This is a genomic window from Niastella koreensis GR20-10, from assembly GCF_000246855.1.
Lineage (GTDB): Bacteria > Bacteroidota > Bacteroidia > Chitinophagales > Chitinophagaceae > Niastella > Niastella koreensis.
Map to the genome: position 1 here is coordinate 8,038,310 of NC_016609.1, position 17,050 is coordinate 8,055,359.

At 44.6% G+C, this 17,050-nt stretch carries 17 protein-coding genes; 14 read left to right on the forward strand and 3 right to left on the reverse strand.

Features of this window, described 5'->3' with window-relative positions; all coding sequences use genetic code 11:
* Window positions 1–263 precede the first annotated feature (263 nt).
* The 5 genes from NIAKO_RS32100 (at window position 264) to NIAKO_RS32120 (ending at window position 6,090) form a co-directional block, all read left to right on the forward strand.
* Complete coding sequence (locus tag NIAKO_RS32100) at window positions 264–959, forward strand: twin-arginine translocation signal domain-containing protein (protein ID WP_014222658.1); 696 nt, start codon at window positions 264–266, stop codon at window positions 957–959.
* A 120-nt stretch (window positions 960–1,079) separates the two neighbouring features.
* Window positions 1,080–2,063: a c-type cytochrome gene (locus NIAKO_RS32105; protein ID WP_014222659.1), complete on the forward strand. Its 984-nt coding sequence runs from the start codon at window positions 1,080–1,082 to the stop codon at window positions 2,061–2,063.
* A gap of 23 nt (window positions 2,064–2,086) precedes the next feature.
* Window positions 2,087–2,503 carry a DsrE family protein gene (locus NIAKO_RS32110; RefSeq protein WP_014222660.1) on the forward strand — a complete coding sequence of 139 codons (417 nt, stop codon included), beginning with the start codon at window positions 2,087–2,089 and terminating at the stop codon, window positions 2,501–2,503.
* A gap of 169 nt (window positions 2,504–2,672) precedes the next feature.
* Window positions 2,673–3,758 carry a COX15/CtaA family protein gene (locus NIAKO_RS32115; protein ID WP_014222661.1) on the forward strand — a complete coding sequence of 362 codons (1,086 nt, stop codon included), beginning with the start codon at window positions 2,673–2,675 and terminating at the stop codon, window positions 3,756–3,758.
* An 82-nt stretch (window positions 3,759–3,840) separates the two neighbouring features.
* On the forward strand, window positions 3,841–6,090 hold the full coding sequence (locus NIAKO_RS32120) for a hypothetical protein (protein WP_014222662.1): 2,250 nt from the start codon (window positions 3,841–3,843) through the stop codon (window positions 6,088–6,090).
* Here the strand turns inward: NIAKO_RS32120 and NIAKO_RS32125 are convergent.
* Window positions 6,077–6,982, reverse strand: a complete 906-nt coding sequence (locus NIAKO_RS32125; protein WP_014222663.1) for a diacylglycerol/lipid kinase family protein — start codon at window positions 6,980–6,982, stop codon at window positions 6,077–6,079. The two genes, NIAKO_RS32120 and NIAKO_RS32125, sit on opposite strands and share 14 nt — an antisense overlap.
* Before the next feature lie 242 nt (window positions 6,983–7,224).
* On the opposite strand from NIAKO_RS32125, the gene NIAKO_RS32130 reads away from it, so the two are divergent.
* The 3 genes from NIAKO_RS32130 to NIAKO_RS32140 all read left to right on the forward strand — a co-directional run bounded on the left by NIAKO_RS32130 (window position 7,225) and on the right by NIAKO_RS32140 (window position 9,321).
* Complete coding sequence (locus NIAKO_RS32130; RefSeq protein ID WP_133055232.1) at window positions 7,225–7,737, forward strand: hypothetical protein; 513 nt, start codon at window positions 7,225–7,227, stop codon at window positions 7,735–7,737.
* 443 nt (window positions 7,738–8,180) lie between these two features.
* Window positions 8,181–8,684, forward strand: coding sequence for a hypothetical protein (locus NIAKO_RS32135; protein ID WP_014222665.1), 504 nt, complete (start codon window positions 8,181–8,183; stop codon window positions 8,682–8,684).
* A 133-nt stretch (window positions 8,685–8,817) separates the two neighbouring features.
* Entirely contained in the window at window positions 8,818–9,321 is a 504-nt protein-coding gene (locus NIAKO_RS32140; protein ID WP_014222666.1) for a hypothetical protein, read from the forward strand.
* 63 nt (window positions 9,322–9,384) lie between these two features.
* Here the strand turns inward: NIAKO_RS32140 and msrA are convergent, their stop codons facing one another.
* Complete coding sequence (gene msrA / locus NIAKO_RS32145) at window positions 9,385–9,891, reverse strand: peptide-methionine (S)-S-oxide reductase MsrA (protein ID WP_014222667.1); 507 nt, start codon at window positions 9,889–9,891, stop codon at window positions 9,385–9,387.
* Between the two features lie 143 nt (window positions 9,892–10,034).
* Here msrA and NIAKO_RS32150 point away from each other — a divergent pair, with 143 nt between their 5' ends.
* Window positions 10,035–10,511 carry a hypothetical protein gene (locus tag NIAKO_RS32150; RefSeq protein ID WP_014222668.1) on the forward strand — a complete coding sequence of 159 codons (477 nt, stop codon included), beginning with the start codon at window positions 10,035–10,037 and terminating at the stop codon, window positions 10,509–10,511.
* 70 nt (window positions 10,512–10,581) lie between these two features.
* On the opposite strand, the gene NIAKO_RS32155 is transcribed toward NIAKO_RS32150, so the two are convergent.
* Entirely contained in the window at window positions 10,582–11,577 is a 996-nt protein-coding gene (locus NIAKO_RS32155) for an alpha/beta hydrolase (RefSeq protein ID WP_014222669.1), read from the reverse strand.
* 77 nt (window positions 11,578–11,654) lie between these two features.
* Here NIAKO_RS32155 and NIAKO_RS32160 point away from each other — a divergent pair, with 77 nt between their 5' ends.
* The 5 genes from NIAKO_RS32160 to NIAKO_RS32180 all read left to right on the forward strand — a co-directional run bounded on the left by NIAKO_RS32160 (window position 11,655) and on the right by NIAKO_RS32180 (window position 17,028).
* Window positions 11,655–11,879, forward strand: coding sequence for a DUF2905 domain-containing protein (locus tag NIAKO_RS32160; protein WP_014222670.1), 225 nt, complete (start codon window positions 11,655–11,657; stop codon window positions 11,877–11,879).
* A gap of 182 nt (window positions 11,880–12,061) precedes the next feature.
* Window positions 12,062–13,168: an acyltransferase family protein gene (locus NIAKO_RS32165; RefSeq protein WP_014222671.1), complete on the forward strand. Its 1,107-nt coding sequence runs from the start codon at window positions 12,062–12,064 to the stop codon at window positions 13,166–13,168.
* Window positions 13,169–13,353: 185 nt separating this feature from the next.
* Complete coding sequence (typA, locus tag NIAKO_RS32170; protein WP_014222672.1) at window positions 13,354–15,162, forward strand: translational GTPase TypA; 1,809 nt, start codon at window positions 13,354–13,356, stop codon at window positions 15,160–15,162.
* A gap of 114 nt (window positions 15,163–15,276) precedes the next feature.
* Complete coding sequence (locus NIAKO_RS32175) at window positions 15,277–16,173, forward strand: RDD family protein (RefSeq protein ID WP_014222673.1); 897 nt, start codon at window positions 15,277–15,279, stop codon at window positions 16,171–16,173.
* 54 nt (window positions 16,174–16,227) lie between these two features.
* Window positions 16,228–17,028 (forward strand): FkbM family methyltransferase, encoded by an 801-nt coding sequence (locus NIAKO_RS32180; RefSeq protein ID WP_014222674.1) that lies wholly within the window; start codon window positions 16,228–16,230, stop codon window positions 17,026–17,028.
* Window positions 17,029–17,050 lie beyond the last annotated feature (22 nt).

Here is a 17,050-nt window from a genome sequence, read left to right on the forward strand (position 1 = left end):
TACGGATTTAATCTGACTGATTATACAAACTACTTGAACAAAGGTCCCTACCTTATACCTGTCTTTATTATAAACCTAATCCTCTCAAACCCCAACCGTCAACATTCCACTGAATAACCACTGACGGGATTGTAACACTGCGGATTTATTTGTGCCACTAAGGATGTTGCGATGCATTGTGCCTACTCCATGAACGGGTTGACAGGATAGTCTATTCCAGACTGTTCAGTCGTTCTATTTCTTTAACTAAATATCGACTGTATATGCAAACCAACAATTCAAATGCAGCATCCCGTCGCGACTTTTTAGGAAAGCTCGCTGCGGGCGCAGTTGCAATGGGTACTGTTTCCCTGGCTCCTTTTGCCGCACAGGCCATGCCTGAAGCAGCTGATCACGAATATGCAGATGCTGATGAGTGGTTCAATAAGATAAAAGGCAAACACCGCATTGTGTTTGATGCTACACAACCGCATGAAATGATGCCCTTTGCCTGGCCAAAGGTTTTTTTATTAACGAATGCCGCCACCGGTACGCCTGAAAAGGACTGCAGTGCTGTGGTAGTACTTCGCCACGATGCAGTTGGGTATGCCCTGCAAAACGAAATGTGGGAAAAATACAAACTCGGCGAACTGTTTAAAGCAAATGATCCGCTTACAAAAGCACCTGCTACCCGTAACCCCTTCTGGAAACCAAAAGACGGTGATTTTAAAATACCCGGTATAGGCAATGTGCCAATAGGTATTAATCAACTGCAGGATAGTGGGGTTATGTTCTGCGCCTGCGAAATGGCCATAACTGTTTTTAGTGCCGTAGCCGCAGACATGATGAAAATGGATGCTGCAGCTGTGAAAAAAGAATGGCTGGGCGCCGTGCTGCCAAACATCCAGGTAGTGCCATCCGGGGTTTGGGCATTAGGCCGCGCCCAGGAACATGGCTGCACCTATTGCTTTGCCGGTTAGGCGAAGCTGTTGAGTGAAAGAATCCCCTTTTCTTAACCCCGTCTATTATACAGGTACCATGTTGCATCCCGATACATCGGGATGCAACATTTACTTTTTTAACGATCTGTTTGTAATATCATGAACCGGAATTTGGTAATTGGATTATTAGCGATAGGAGTGCCTGTTGCCATTTGGTTGAATGTTAAATACCGCACTACCGATGGCATCCCGAAAAAAGCAACCGCGTTGGCTTCAGCTGCACCCGAAATGCCCTGGCAGGCGCCTGATAGCAATAGTATACCTAACACTGCAGCAGGTGAACTGGTACGTTATGGCCGCGATCTCATTGCCCATACTTCCCAATACCTGGGACCCAGGGGAACAGTAGCGCATATCTCCAATGGTATGAACTGCCAGAACTGTCACCTGGCCGCCGGCACCAGGCCCTGGGGTAATAACTACAGCGCCGTAGCCTCCACCTATCCCAAATACCGCGATCGCAGCGGTACCATAGAATCTATTGAAAAAAGAGTGAACGATTGCCTGGAAAGAAGCCTCAATGGAAAAGCACTGGATAGCAACAGCCACGAAATGCAGGCTATAGTAGCCTACATGCATTGGCTGGGAACCGGGGTGGCGAAAGGCAAAAAGCCATTGGGTTCGGGCATTAAAACATTGAAGAACCTCGACCGGCCGGCAGACCCCGAAAAGGGGAAAATCGTATTCATCGAAAAGTGCAAGGCCTGCCATGGCGCCGGTGGCGAAGGTATGCCCGATCCCGTCAATGGTACAGGTTATTTATATCCACCATTATGGGGAACCGAAAGTTACAATATCGGGGCCGGGTTGTTCCGCTTATCGCGGATGGCTGGTTATGTAAAAGACAATATGCCATTTGGGGCTGCATATGACAAAGCTCAATTAACAGATGAACAGGCATGGGATGTGGCCGCCTTTATTAATTCCCAGCCGCGTCCAAATAAAGACCTGTCGAAGGACTGGCCACATATAGATGCCAAACCCTTCGATTATCCTTTTGGTCCGTATGCAGATAGTTTCTCCGCCCAACAACATAAGTATGGTCCATACAATCCTATAGCACAAGCTGCCAGGAAAAAGTAAACTTCATTATTAAATCAACTTTTATGTACACCAATAAGCTGTTGATCGTTGCGCTGGCAGTAATGCCGGCTTTTGCCTTTACACAAACTGTCCCCTATAAAGTAGTCTTTGATATTACCAGCAGCGATACCGCTGCCCAAAAAGCCGTGATAAGGCAAATGCGCGGCATCTCACAGTCCAGGCCAGACGCCCAGTTGGAGGTAGCCATTTATGGCGAAGCACTGCCTATGGTTATGAAAGGCAAATCGATCATTGCCGATGCCATCCAGGAATTAAGCAGCAGCAAAAAAGCCAGTTTTAAAGTATGCGCCGCCACCATGAAACGCAACAACATCGATAAGAGCCAGTTGTTGGCCGGGGTAGATGTAGTGCCCGACGCCATTTTTGAAATTGTGACAAAGCAACATGAGGGGTGGGGTTACATTAAAGTAGCACAGTAATTAGGAAGTAGACTATCTGCGGTTAAGTGGCTGTTACAGGTTCCAGGTTACAGGGAAAACTGTACTCCCCTGCAACCTGGAACTTGAAACTGCTCCTTGCGTAGCAAAAAGAGCCCGGTAACAGGAAACTGGTACCCGGTAACTGGTTCTGCCTTATTTTTGCGCCGCAATGAATACCATATCTAATGAACAACGGGCCAACCGGGCAGTATCCAACTGGATATTTTTAGGGGTAATTATGTTATTAGTGCAGGTGGTATTGGGCGGCGTTACCCGCCTAACCGGTTCAGGCTTATCAATTACCGAATGGGATGTAGTTACCGGCTTTCTGCCGCCGCTGAATGAACACCAGTGGCTGGAGAAGTTTGCCAAATACCAGCAATCGCCGCAATACCGGCTGCTGAACTCTGATTTTACCCTCGCCGATTTCAAATTCATCTTTTTCTGGGAATGGTTTCACCGCCTGTGGGCCCGGTTGATCGCCGTGGCATTTGTGGTAGGTTTTATGTACCTGCTGGCAAAAAAGTATATAAAAAAGGAGATGGTGAAACCCCTGCTCATTCTTTTTGCCTTTGGCGCATTACAGGGAGCCATTGGCTGGATAATGGTAGCCAGCGGCCTCACCGGCGATGCGATCTATGTACGCCCCACCAAACTGGCCATGCACTTTATTTTTGCACTAGCTTTAATCAGTTACGCTTTCTGGCAGGGATTACAGCTGAAAGTTCCGGCCGCCAAACGCACCAATTTGCCCGGCATCCATAAATGGAGCTGGGCGCTGGTAATTATTTTATTTGCGCAGTTGATCTTTGGCGCCTTAATGGCAGGTCACAAAGCCGCTACGGCTGCGCCTACCTGGCCTACCATCAATGGCAGCTGGGTGCCCGACGGTCTGTTGAGAGAGGAACCGGTAACATTGAATTTTTTTGAGAACAAAGTCACCATCCATTTTGTGCACCGGGGGCTGGCATACGCGTTATTAATTTTGATAATAATTTATTCAGTAAAAGTTTTCCGCATACCATCCACCAGCGAAATTTTCACCAAAGCGCGCCGTCTTCCCCTGATCCTGGTAACGCTACAGGTATTACTGGGCATCCTATCGGTGTTAACCAGTACCGGTATAATACCCAATCATTGGGGAACGTTTGAGTGGCTGGCGCAGTTACATCAGATTACGGGTATGTTATTACTGCTGAGCCTGGTTGCCATGGTATTTCTCACCCGGCAATCATTCTTTAAGCAACCTTCATAATCTTGGCACTGTCTTTTCGTTTAAGTAGTAAATTGGGCATGAACCCGGTTTACGCCGGCAGCTCACGTTTAAGAATATTTTAATGAAACTTTTTTTGAAGGGAATATATTACAGTTTTCCGGTTCAGCTGGTGATGCTGCACTTAAAGAAATTTCAGGTGCTGCTCATCTTCTGGTTTGTTCTGTTCAGCACGGTGAATGGTACTTTTATGAAATCATTCGGCGCCGATTCGCTGTACCTGGCGCCCGAATACCTGGGCAATGTGAGCATGCTGGCCGCCCTGTTTGTGGGCCTGGCCATTGGCGTGTTTATTATGAGCTGGAATATTACCACCTTTATTTTGTTCAGCCGGCATTTCCGGTTCCTGGCCACTACCAGCAATCCTTTTTTAAAATATTGCATCAACAATGTGATCATCCCGCTCGTGTTCCTGATCTTTTATTTTTTCAGGGCGGTGGACTTTGAGCGAAATAAAGAATTGATGACCTACGGGGAAATTACCCTGCTGGTATTGGGATTTTTGAGCGGCCTCACGCTGATCGTTGTTATTTCCCTCTTCTATTTTTTCCGGGCCGATAAAAACATAATCCGGCGGCTTACCCCGGTTATCAGCAACCCCCAGTTATTCAAAGCACAGTTCAAGAAGGATGAAATGAAACTCAACCAAAGCCGGTTGATAAAAGTAGAAACCTACCTGAACGCCGTGCTGAGACCCAAAAAAGTGCGCGACGTATCGCACTACAGCCGGGAGTTTATTGAAACCATCTTTAGCCGGCACCACTTTGCCGCAGTAGTTTCTATTTTCATTGCTTTTATCGGGCTTATTATAATCGGCTTTTGGTTGGACAGTCCCTTGTTTCAGTTGCCTGCCGCTTCGGGCATTACACTTTTCTTTGCCATTTTGATCGCCGTATCGGGCGCCTTCTCCTATTTTTTGCAAAGCTGGAGCATTCCCTTCCTGCTGATGTTATTTGTTGTAACCAACGTTTTATACCGGTATGAAGTAATTGACCCCAGTAATAAAGCCTACGGACTGAATTACAAAAACAAGAACGAACGTCCATTATATACTTCCGAAAACTTATTGTCGTTGTGCACCCCTGAAAAAATGGAGCACGATAAACAACAGTTTATAGGCGTACTGGAGAACTGGAAAAAGAAACAACCGGAAGCAAAGCCATTGATGTATGTGATAACTACCAGTGGGGGAGGGAACCGCAGCGCTACCTATACCATGAATGTGCTGCAACACCTGGATAGTATGACCCATGGCGCCCTGATGGATAAAACCGTGCTTATTACCGGTGCCTCAGGCGGCATGCTGGGCGCTACTTATTTCCGGGAATTAAGCCGGGCAAGGTCTGCAGGCAAGCCTATCAACTTGCAGGACAAAATGTATCAGAACGATATTTCAAACGACCTGCTGAACCCGTTGTTCACTTCGTTTGTGGCCCGCGACCTGGCGGCGCCTGCGCAACGGTTTAAGGTAGGTCCGTATGAATATATAAAAGACCGTGGCTATGCTTTTGAACAAAAGCTGAATGCCAATACGCGGGGTATGCTGAACAAATCGTTGAAAGATTGGGCTGACGATGAAAAGAATGCCCGCATCCCATTGATGTTGTTTAACTCGGTGGTTACGCGCGATGGCCGTAAAATGGTTATCAGTACCCAGCCCATGAGTTTTTTAATGCGCCCTGCGTACGACAGCAGCCATATGGAAGATGCAGATCCCGATGCCGTGGACTACCAGGCGTTATTTGCCAAACAGGACCCCCTGAACCTGCGCATGCTCACGGCCCTGCGTATGAACGCCACCTTCCCCTATGTGTTGCCCAATGTGTGGCTGCCCAGCGATCCGGTGGTAGATGTAATGGATGCCGGGTTACGCGATAATTATGGCCAGGAAACGGCCTTACGTTTTATCCAGGTATTTCAGCAATGGATCAGGAATAATACTTCGGGTGTAGTGCTCATCCATATCCGTGACCGTCAGACGGGCGGTTGGGAGCATCCGTATGAAGCCACCAATATAACCGAACTGGCCACAAAACCCATGTTGTTGCTCGAATACAACTGGTATAAAATGCAGGAGTATAGTCAAAACGACCTGATGGGGCTGGCGCAGTCCATGATGGGCAGTTATTTTAACAATGTGACTTTCGTATATGTGCCTGAAAAAAATGAGGCAAGGGCCGCTTTAAATTTCCATCTTACCAAAAGCGAAAAGAAAGATATTGCCAGCGCATTAAGCAGTCCTGGCAATCAGCAGGCATTTGAGAAGTTTGGACAGTTAATAAAAACCACTCCCCATTCGCTTACGAAACGGTAGCTGCATGAATCAGTTTAAAATAATGCGGTAATACTTTTATATGCAGGTGCCGCTGGCATTCCCAGGGCTCCCCATCTATGTGAATGGGTGCTTCGGCCGGGTTGCTGATGGTCAATTCATCGGTTTGAAAATAGATCACCGGCGAGTTCATGGAGTTCTCAATGCGCCTGATACGGCCTGTGAGCACCTGCCGCATAACGGTTAACAGCAGCAGGGGCTTTGCTATTTTCTTTACGATCACCACATCCAGCAAACCATCACTTAAAACAGCCTGTGGGGCAATGGTGAAATTATTGCCAAACTGGTTGCTGTTGGCTATGCTAAGAAAGTAAGCCTCCGTAGAAAACTCCAGTTTATTGGCATTTATCCTGAACGGGAAAGGTTTGGCGCGTAAAAAATGGCGGGAGGTTAACGCTACATAGGTGCCCAAACCCCGTTTGGGTTGATCGGCAAACTCGTGCGCTACATGGGCGTCAAAACCCAGTCCGCAAAGCATACAGGCAAAATGTTCATTTACCATAAAACCGTCGGTTAAAATGGCTTTGCCGGTAAAAACGATCTCCAGGGCCTTTGCACTGGCTTTGGGTATACCGGCGGCCAGCGCCAGCCCGTTGCCCGAACCCATGGGTATAATTCCAAATTGCACGCCCGTGTGGGCCAATGCTTTAACCACCTGGTTCACTGTTCCATCGCCGCCGCAGATCACCACATCGGTAACCTGCTCCTTTTCTATTTTTTGTTGTACAAAATCATAGTTGGCATCGGCCGTTGTAGGCAGAATTTCAAAGGGGATCTGACGTTTTTGGGTTTCTCGGGCAATCAACTCTTTTAAAGATGATTTCCCTTTGGTACCGGAAATTGGGTTAATAAGATAAATAATCTTTCGCTGCATGTTATCAAATTACAAAGGGCAAAGATAATAGCCCCGGTGTTTATGATAGGTTAACTTTCTTCTTTTTGCTCACAAACCTTCTTTTTCGACAAACAGCCATTTTACCAGCCAAACGCCACAATTGCCTTTTTTCTCACGGTTGCCGAAAAGCTGCCAGGTTCATCTAAATAAAAAAATGCATGGTCAATTAATAAGTTGCTTTGTTGGGGTAAAACGTCAATCTCACCTCAAATAATATAGCCATGAAAAATGTTATGCTAACTATCATGATTGCAGTAACCCTGGTAACGGGGGCTGCATCCGCCCAACAGGTAAACCGGCCTTTGGCAACGGAAGGTATGCAATCGTTGCAAATGAACACGCTTAATGTCAGCAGGGTACATACCCGCGCCATGCGCGATTTTCTAAAACGCGATAAAACGGCTTCTAATGTTGATTGGATGATTGTTGAAACCGGCTTTGTAGCAAAGTATACCGATGAGAACAACAGCAATTGCAGAACGGTATACAACAACAGGGGAGATTTTGTTTATACCATCAGGCAGTATTACGAAAATAAAATGCCGCGCGACATCAGGCATATTGTAAAAAGCGTGTATTACGATTATACCATTACCCTGGTAGAAGAGATTGAAGAAACCCGCCGGCCGCTTGTATATGTGGTGCACATGGAAGATGCCACTACCTTAAAGAATGTGAGCGTATGTGAAAGAGAAATGGAAGTAATGTCGGAGTACATGAAAAGTGAGCCATGATACATAGTCAGATAGGTGTAGTAGATCAGATGACTGCAAGCCATGGGCTTGCAGTTTTGTTTTGCAGCGTGTAACATAATCAATCGGTGCAGCGTCCTACTTTCAAAATAAACAATATTACAATCCAATATAATTAATCAATATGCGTTTGGGCAGCGGATAACCCGAATAAGCGTTTTTTATACATATTCTGTTTGCCCCGATTGTTTTTCCATAATTCCCAATTAACAGAACCTTAACTGCAAATAAGTAACGCGGTGAAACATTCCGCAAATGCTGTACAGGTGCGGCTTAGGTACACTAAAATTTGTCGTATTAACAATTAAACTATTCAAGCGCTAAAAATTAGCTTATCGTGAGCGGGTACCCAATACCATTTCAAAATAACCGCTTATGTAAGCAAATAAATTGCACTGGATTGTTTAACCTAAATAAGTATAGCGATGAAAAAATTAATTATTGCCACCAGCTTAACTGTTGTGGCGCTAACGGGGTGTGCCTACTCCCAACAAGGCAATACATTAGCAGCAGCCAATGTAAGAACATTAAAAGCAGGCAACCAATACCTGAACGACATTAATGTACGCGCCATGCGCGATTTTGTGACCCGGTATGGCGATGTATCAGATGCTGTATGGCACAGAAGCAACGATAATTACGTGGCCGTATTTTATAAAGACAGTATACAGCACCGCGTTATATACAGCAATCGTGGCGACTTAAGTTATGTAATGAAGTATTATGAAGAGAGCCGCATGCCCCGTAATGTTCGTGCACAGGTAAAAAGCACTTACTACGATTATAAGATCTATGTTGTACAGGAAATAGAAACCCCCGACCATCCCACCGTTTACATTGTAAATCTGCAAGGCGATACCGACTGGAAAAAAGTGAAAGTGTGCCAGGGCGAAATGGACATAATGGAAGAATTCAGAAAAGGAAAATAAACATGGATAGCGACTGCTAAAGCATTGTTAATGCGGCTATAATACAGGATTGGGGCTTTAACATACCCTTTGTAAACGACCAAATCTGTTTTCCATCTATTACAGTATAAAAACAAAATGGAGGAAACAGATTATGAAAAAGATTTTTACACTCGCAGCCATCCTGTTTAGCATAACAACCTTTGCAGCTGAATATCCTGGTCCCAATGACAGTAAAGTAGCTATCCGTAGTTTTAGCGACGCGTACATCCAGGTGTTTATCGATGGTAGACAATACAACATGAATCAAAATGGATTTGCTTTCGATAACATCTGCGCCGGCCGTCACCAGATTGAAGTATATAAGATAGACAACTACGGCCGCTTCAGGACACGTCCACAAAGAGTATACTGCAATGTAAGTTTTGTGAAACCCTGGGAATCGCTGAACATTAACATCGACCGTTTTGAATGTGTAAATGTTCAAACCCGTTTTGACCGCGATGACCGCAGAGGTGGTTATAATGGCGGTGGATATAATCAAGGTGGATATGACAACCGTGGATATGACAACCGTGGATATGATAACCGCGGATATGACAGAGACAATGGCCGTGGCCCGGTTTATAACGACCGTGACGACCACTACAGACACTAAACTCTATAATCAGATAATAAAGTCCTCCCGATTTATCGGGAGGACTTTTTCTTATATGTACTATTATTTCTTGTCTGCTGTTTTCAGCTCCCATTCCGGGCGAATGAAATGACAGGTATAACCATCGGGATTTTTTTGCAGATAGTCCTGGTGGTATTCTTCTGCATCCCAGAAATCCGATTCCGGTGTAACCGTTGTTACAATGGGTCTGGAATAAATATGGGCCTCCGTTAACTCCTTAATGAGTTCAGCAGCAGTTTGCTTTTGCTCCTCACTGTTATAAAAGATAGCCGAACGATAGGAGGTGCCAATATCATTTCCCTGGCGATTGAGCGTGGTAGGGTCATGAATGGTAAAGAAAAATTCAAGCAGCTTGCGGTAAGACAATATGCTGTCGTCAAATGTTACCTTAATGGCTTCTGCATGCGTACCATGGTTACGGTAAGTAGCATTGGGAACATCCCCACCGGTATAACCTACTCTTGTTTCCTGTACACCCGGCAGCGCACGAATGAGTTCTTCAACACCCCAGAAACAGCCCCCGGCGAGTATCGCATTTTGTATTGACATATGAGATTATTTTTTACTGAAGATTGATTTTACTGTTGCCAAAGGTAACGGGTTTTACTAATATGGCCTTTAACACTCCTTTAGTAAACAACTGTTCTTCAAAGCCATCTATTATACAAACAAACAATTGGAGGAAACAGTATATGAAACAGATTTTTACTCTTATCGCTATAATGTTTAGTATTAGTTCTTTTGCCGCCGCTCCTTTTCCCAGAACTTCTAAGATCTCTATCTCAAACAGTAATCGTACTGAAACCCAGGTAAAGATCGACGGTGCTGTGTACAACCTGAATAACACTTTTGTATTGGATAATGTTCGTACCGGTAATCACAGTATCAGTATTATCCAGTTAGATAAATTCGGATTTAGAAAAATGCAAAAGACCATCTATAACAGCACCATGTCTGTAGCTCCTGGTCAAATGATTAATATCGACATCAACCGTAACGGCCAGGTAGTAGTTAGAACCTCTACCGGTAACATGTTCGACCATAACGATCATTATGACAACAACAAAGCTTACAACGATAACAGGGGTTATAACGACAATAAGGGTTATAATGATAACAAAGGTTATAACGACCACGATAACAGGAACAACAATTACGGAAGACATTAATCGGGGTGAATAAAAAGCAAAAGGGTCCGGACTTAGGTCCGGACCCTTTCTTTTTTATAAGCTCTTATATTTATAACGGCTTTATGCCAAGTATTTCGGTCATAAAACGCTCGGTTTCTCTTTCAACACCTGGTACGTCGCCCGAGGTGATGGATGAACCAATAACGTGGTCACCGGCATTGGGGATGGCCACTTCGCGTTTTTTATCACTGGGAGTACCCAGTTCTGCAAACATGGTTTTGGTAGCGCTTACTTTCACCGTGCTGTCCTGGTGAACAGGGTCTTTATAGTAATACAGCGTGAGCGTAGGCTGTTTTACCTTTTCAAACAGGTCTTTCTTCATGGTTGTTTCCACCAACTCTTCCAGGTTAACTGCAGCCTCTATGCGGTAGTGGGTATTCCAGTATTTGCGAACTGCGTCGCGGGTGTCTTTTGAGTCGAGGTAATTTGATTTCTTCACCATCCGGGCCACCTGTAAACCCCAGGGATTGTTCAGTATCCAGGCGGTACCATCATTGATCTCGATATTGGGCGACATTAAAATTAACGCGTATACATCCGGATAATCAGCTGCCAGTTTAAGCGCCAGGGTGCCGCCGGTTGAGGTGCCAACCAAAATGACTTTATTGCCCAGTTGTTTGCCAATGGCCAGTGCCTGTTTGGCTGTTTCCCACAAATTGTCGGATGTTAAGTTAAGCAGGGGCTCGGTGGTATCGATGCCATGTTCGGCCAGGCGTGATAAATACAAATTACAACCGAACTTTTTTGCCAGGTCGCGGTGAACGGGATCACCTTCACCCTGCGAGGCGCTAAACCCATGCAGGTAAACCAGCGCATATTCAGTTTTGTTCTTTAATGAATCGTTGGCCCATACAATGCGGGCTTCGTTATCAGGTTTAACTTTATGGGCTGCTTCCTGTTGTTGAACATAGCTAACCAGGGCAGCGGGTTCGGCCGGAACAGCCGGCATGGCAGCAGAATAAATGGGGGTAGAAGGGTGGGGTCCTAACAGGTATACGATAACTAAAACCGCTATAACCAGGAGGACCCATTTTATTTTACGCATATCGTAAATTTGGTGCTGAAATTAACGGCTTTTTATCTACCGTAAAAGCATTGGGGGTAATTTAAAATGAATTTTTTATGAATTCAGATACCGGTAAGTACATCATGCTCATTGGCGGCGCAGTGGTTATTATTGGCGGGGTGATCTATTTCTTTCACGACAAACTGCATTGGATAGGTCATTTGCCCGGCGACATCCGGATAGAAAAAGAGAACTTTCGCTTTTACTTTCCTATCACCACCATGATCCTCGCCAGTGTTATTGTAACAGTTGTGCTAAGTATAATTCGCAGGTTTTTGTAATAAAAGCACAGCCTCATCGGTTATTTGCCACCGATATTCGTGTTACCTGATTGTTAATTGAAAAATAACCACATTAAAATCAGGCCCCACCCATACATAGTTGATAAATTTTTAATTCCTTTGTACTATCCCTCCTGTAGAAAAACCCTGAACAGATTCCCCCTTTTTCATTAATGGTTTGTATGATCCCTAATAAACGGTTCATTTCTTTGGATGTATTTCGTGGCCTGATCATTTGTTTGATGATTATCGTAAACACACCTGGCAGTCACGATACCAGTTTTGCCCTGCTGCAACATGCAAACTGGAATGGCTTTACCCTTGCCGACCTGGTATTTCCCTCTTTTCTGTTTGCTGTAGGCAATGCGCTGTTTTTTTCCATGCAAAAATGGAAAACCATGACGCAGGGCCAGGTACTGGCCAAAATAGGCAAACGCACCCTGCTTCTTTTTTTATTAGGTTACCTGTTGTATTGGTTCCCGTTTTTTGAAACCAATACACAGGGTCATATAGTTTTTAAATCTTTTGCCGGAACGCGGATAATGGGCGTATTACAGCGAATAGCGTTGTGTTATGGCATTGCTTCCCTGTTGATCTATTATCTGAAGCCCAAAGGTGCCCTCATTGTTTCTGCCATCATCCTGGTTGCTTACCCCGGGTTATTATTCTGGCTGGGCGATCCTGGCAATAAATTGAACATGGTAGGCAATGCGGTCACCAAATTCGACTTGTGGCTGTTGGGCCCCGACCATATGAACCATGGTGAAGTAGTGCCCTTTGAACCGGAAGGCATCTTAAGCACCCTGCCTGCCATCACCAATGTGGTGGCGGGGTACCTGGTGGGCTGGTATATTCAAACAGCAGGTAAAACCAAAAGAATGCTGCTGAGGTTAATTGCAACCGGCGCCGGCCTCACGTTTTTGGGGCTTTGCTGGAATTATGTTATACCCATCAACAAAAATCTATGGACAAGCTCTTTTGTGGTACACTCAACAGGGTTGGATTGTTTGCTGCTGGCTGCCATCATTTACATAGCTGATTTTTTAAATATTACCCGCTGGACCTGGTTTTTTGAAGTGTTTGGCAAAAATGCCCTGTTTATTTACCTGTTGTCGGAAGTAGCGGCTATTCTGTTGCGGGCTACTCATTTGTACAAATGGATATTTAACCATATTTTTACCATGGCCGGCATGTATACCGGTTCCTTCTTGTTTGCCATTTGGTTTATGCTAATGTGCTGGCTTACAGGCTACATTTTAGATAAGCGAAAAATTTACATCCGGGTTTAACATTGCCATCCATAAAAACCCGTATTCATGTTAATTAATTATACATAAAGTTTCCGCTTTTGCTTGCCCCGCCCGTTGATTTGGCGTACCTTTGCGCCTCGTTTGCCTTTGCTGCAAAAAAAGTAATCAAAGGCATTCATTATTAAGAATTTAAAAAACATTTCCCGTCAAGGAAAAAGGAATTTATGGATATCAGAAATATCGCCATTATTGCCCACGTAGACCACGGTAAAACAACCCTGGTAGACAAGATCTTACACGCTACCAAAGTGTTTCGTGACAACCAGGAAACTGGTGAATTGATCATGGACAGTAATGATTTGGAAAGAGAGAGAGGAATCACCATTTTTAGTAAAAACGCGGCTGTAACATATAAAGACGTTAAGATCAATGTAATTGATACCCCTGGCCACGCCGACTTTGGTGGTGAGGTAGAACGCGTACTGAAAATGGCGGATGGTGTGTGTTTGCTGGTTGACGCCTTTGAAGGCCCCATGCCACAAACCCGCTTCGTATTACAAAAGGCGCTGCAGTTAAACCTGCGTCCGATTGTGATCATCAACAAAGTTGATAAGCCTAACTGCCGTCCCGATGAAGTGCACGATGCGGTATTTGAATTATTCTTCAACCTCGACGCTACTGAAGAGCAGCTGAACTTCCCTACTTATTATGGTAGCGGTAAAAACGGCTGGTTCAACGATTCATTAACTCAATGTGAAGATATTACGCCGCTGCTGGATGGTATCATTAAACACGTGCCACCACCAGCTGTGAGCGAAGGTACCCTGCAATTGCAGATCACTTCCCTGGATTATTCTTCATTCCTGGGTCGTATCGCAATCGGTAGAGTTGCACGCGGTGTTATAAAAGAAAACCAGCCTATTTCATTGGTTCAGGCCGATGGTACCATTAAAAAGACCCGCGTAAAAGAATTATATGTGTTTGAAGGCATGGGCAAGAAAAAGGTAACCGAGGTAGTAGCCGGTGACCTGTGTGCCGTTGTAGGTATCGAAGGTTTCAACATTGGCGATACCATCGCTGATTTTGAAAACCCCGAAGCATTACCGGTTATCAGTGTTGACGAGCCTACTATGAACATGACGTTCTCCATCAATAACTCGCCATTCTATGGTAAAGATGGAAAATTCGTTACCAGCCGTCACCTGCGTGATCGCCTGATGAAAGAAACTGAAAAGAACCTGGCATTGAGAGTAGTGGACAGCGAAGGCGGTGATGCGTTCCTGGTATACGGCCGTGGTATCCTGCACTTAGGTGTATTGATTGAAACCATGCGTCGTGAAGGATATGAGTTAACCGTTGGTCAACCCCAGGTTATCGTAAAAGAGATCGATGGCAGAAAGAACGAACCATATGAGGTGCTGGTAGTAGACGTGCCACAGGAATTTGCTTCAAAAGTAATTGACCTGGTTACCCGTCGTAAAGGTGAAATGCTGGTGATGGAAACCAAAGGTGATATGCAACACCTGGAGTTTGAAATCCCTTCACGTGGTTTGATCGGTTTGCGTACACAAATGCTCACCAATACTCAAGGTGAAGCTGTAATGGCTCACCGCTTCAGTGAATATAAACCCTGGAAAGGTCCAATCCCCGGTCGTAACAACGGTGTGTTGCTGGCCAAAGAAAATGGATCTTCAACCGGTTACTCACTCGATAAGCTGCAGGATAGAGGTTCATTCTTTATCGACCCAGGTGAAGAGATCTATGCTGGTCAAATCATTGGCGAGCACATTAAACCAGGCGACCTGGTAGTGCAGATCACGGAGGGTAAGAAACTCACCAACATGCGCGCCAGCGGTAGCGATGCTGCAACCAACATTGCACCTAAAATTCTGCTTACCCTGGAAGAATGTATGGAGTATATTCAACAGGATGAGTGTATTGAGGTAACGCCTAACTTCATTCGTATGCGTAAAACCATACTCAATGAAGAAGAAAGAAAGAAACAGGCGAAGTCGATGAAGGCCGAAGCTTAATAATACTTATATAAGTTTTTAATATAAAGGGAGCTGTCTGCAAAGGCAGCTCCTTTTTTGTTTGAAAGGGAAAATAAAATGTCTATTTTGTCCATCTTATAACCCCTTTGTTCTATGAAGAAACAAACCACCCTGGTCATTGCGCTTACCCTGCTTTTATTAATTTTTCAGTACTTGTTAAGGATCCCCTATCTTAAAAACCTGTTCAGTGGCAGTATTCAATTCCAGGGGAATCCACAATTGATTTTTGATGTTTTCCTTTCCGCTATTTACATGATTGTAGATCTTGTTATAATAGTAACAGGCGCCATAGCACTGGCCCAATCAGATGTACAACAAAAGGAAAGAACATATGCCTGGTTCAGGTACATGTTTGTAATGATGAGCATTTTTTCGTTATTGATAGAGCTGTATTATTTTTATTTATCCGGCAGATATCTCTTCCACGATCTGTTCCATGGCATTGTACGGGTAATCATGTTCCCATGCCAGGCTGCATTGGTTGTATTTCTTATCAGGATCAAACCGGCAGGGGCAGTACCGCGGGTGAATTTGCAGGACTATGATGTGGTTGTATATACCAACAGTACCCACCGGTTTGTGCATTACCTGCTTGATTTTATTTTTATAACTCCCATCTGGCTCAACATAATTCAATTGTTCCTTAATGTGCGTTCGTTTGGGTGGGGAGGTGATTTCGATAAAGCATTTGTGCAGGTGGCTGCACAACTAATGATAGGGGTCGCTTTCTTTTTCTATTACTTTATCTCGGAGGCCATCTTCTGCCAAACGTTTGGAAAAATGGCTACCAGATCATGCGTGGTTACCAATGGCGTTGAGTTTTCCAATGGACGGATGTTTATCAGAACGCTGTCGCGGTTAATTCCTTTTGATAAATTCTCCTTTCTGTTTGGCGCCAACTGGCACGACCGGGCCTCCTCAACTGCCGTAGTATATGTAGATACCTGGGAAAAAACATTTGAAGACAAGGCAAATAGTGACCTGGGCTAGGCCCAGGGGGCGAACAAGTCAATTTTCCCTATATTGCAAAACTTTACTATTACCATGGTTAAAAATTCAATTTCCAGGTACAAAAACCTGCTTCGCCATATAAGCAACTGGACGGGTTACTTTACCCGGAAATTCAAAAAGGAATTCAGTCCAATGGAGTTCACCACCAGGGGTAATCCGATCCGCTTCCTGGTGCCCTCCACCGGCCTTTACCTCGTCTTCAAAGAGATCTTCATTACCGACTTCTACGATATTGATAACCTGGTAAAACAGCTGCCGGCAAGACCGCTTATTATCGATATAGGCGCCAATGCCGGGTATTTTAATATGATGCTGTTTTCAAAGATCAAAGACGCAACCGTATATGCGTACGAACCTATCCCCGTGAACTATGAATTATTCAAAAAGAATATTTCATTCAACCCCGGTCTCGAAAAACAGATCCATCTGTTCAATAAAGCTGTAACCGGAACGCCTGTTGAAAGTGTGGAATTGTTTATGGAGCACTCTGCTGAGAACTCTGTCATTGCTTCTATTTATTCTGATTTCGATCAACAGAACAAATACAGCCTTAAGGTGCCTGCCATTTCACTGGAAGAAATTATTAAAAGCAATGGCTTCAACCGAATCGATCTGTTGAAGGTTGATTGCGAAGGAAGTGAATACCCTATCATCTATGAAACTTCTGCCGCCACCTGGTCGAAGGTTGACAGATTGACGATTGAAGTGCACAACCTGGATAATGACAAGAGAAATCATAACCACCTCGGTGAATTTTTAAAGCAACAGGGTTTTAATGTAGAGTCGCAATTTGTACATGCCAATTGTTATGTACTGGATGCTGTTCGTAAATAAAGCGTTATTATTTTAGTAAATG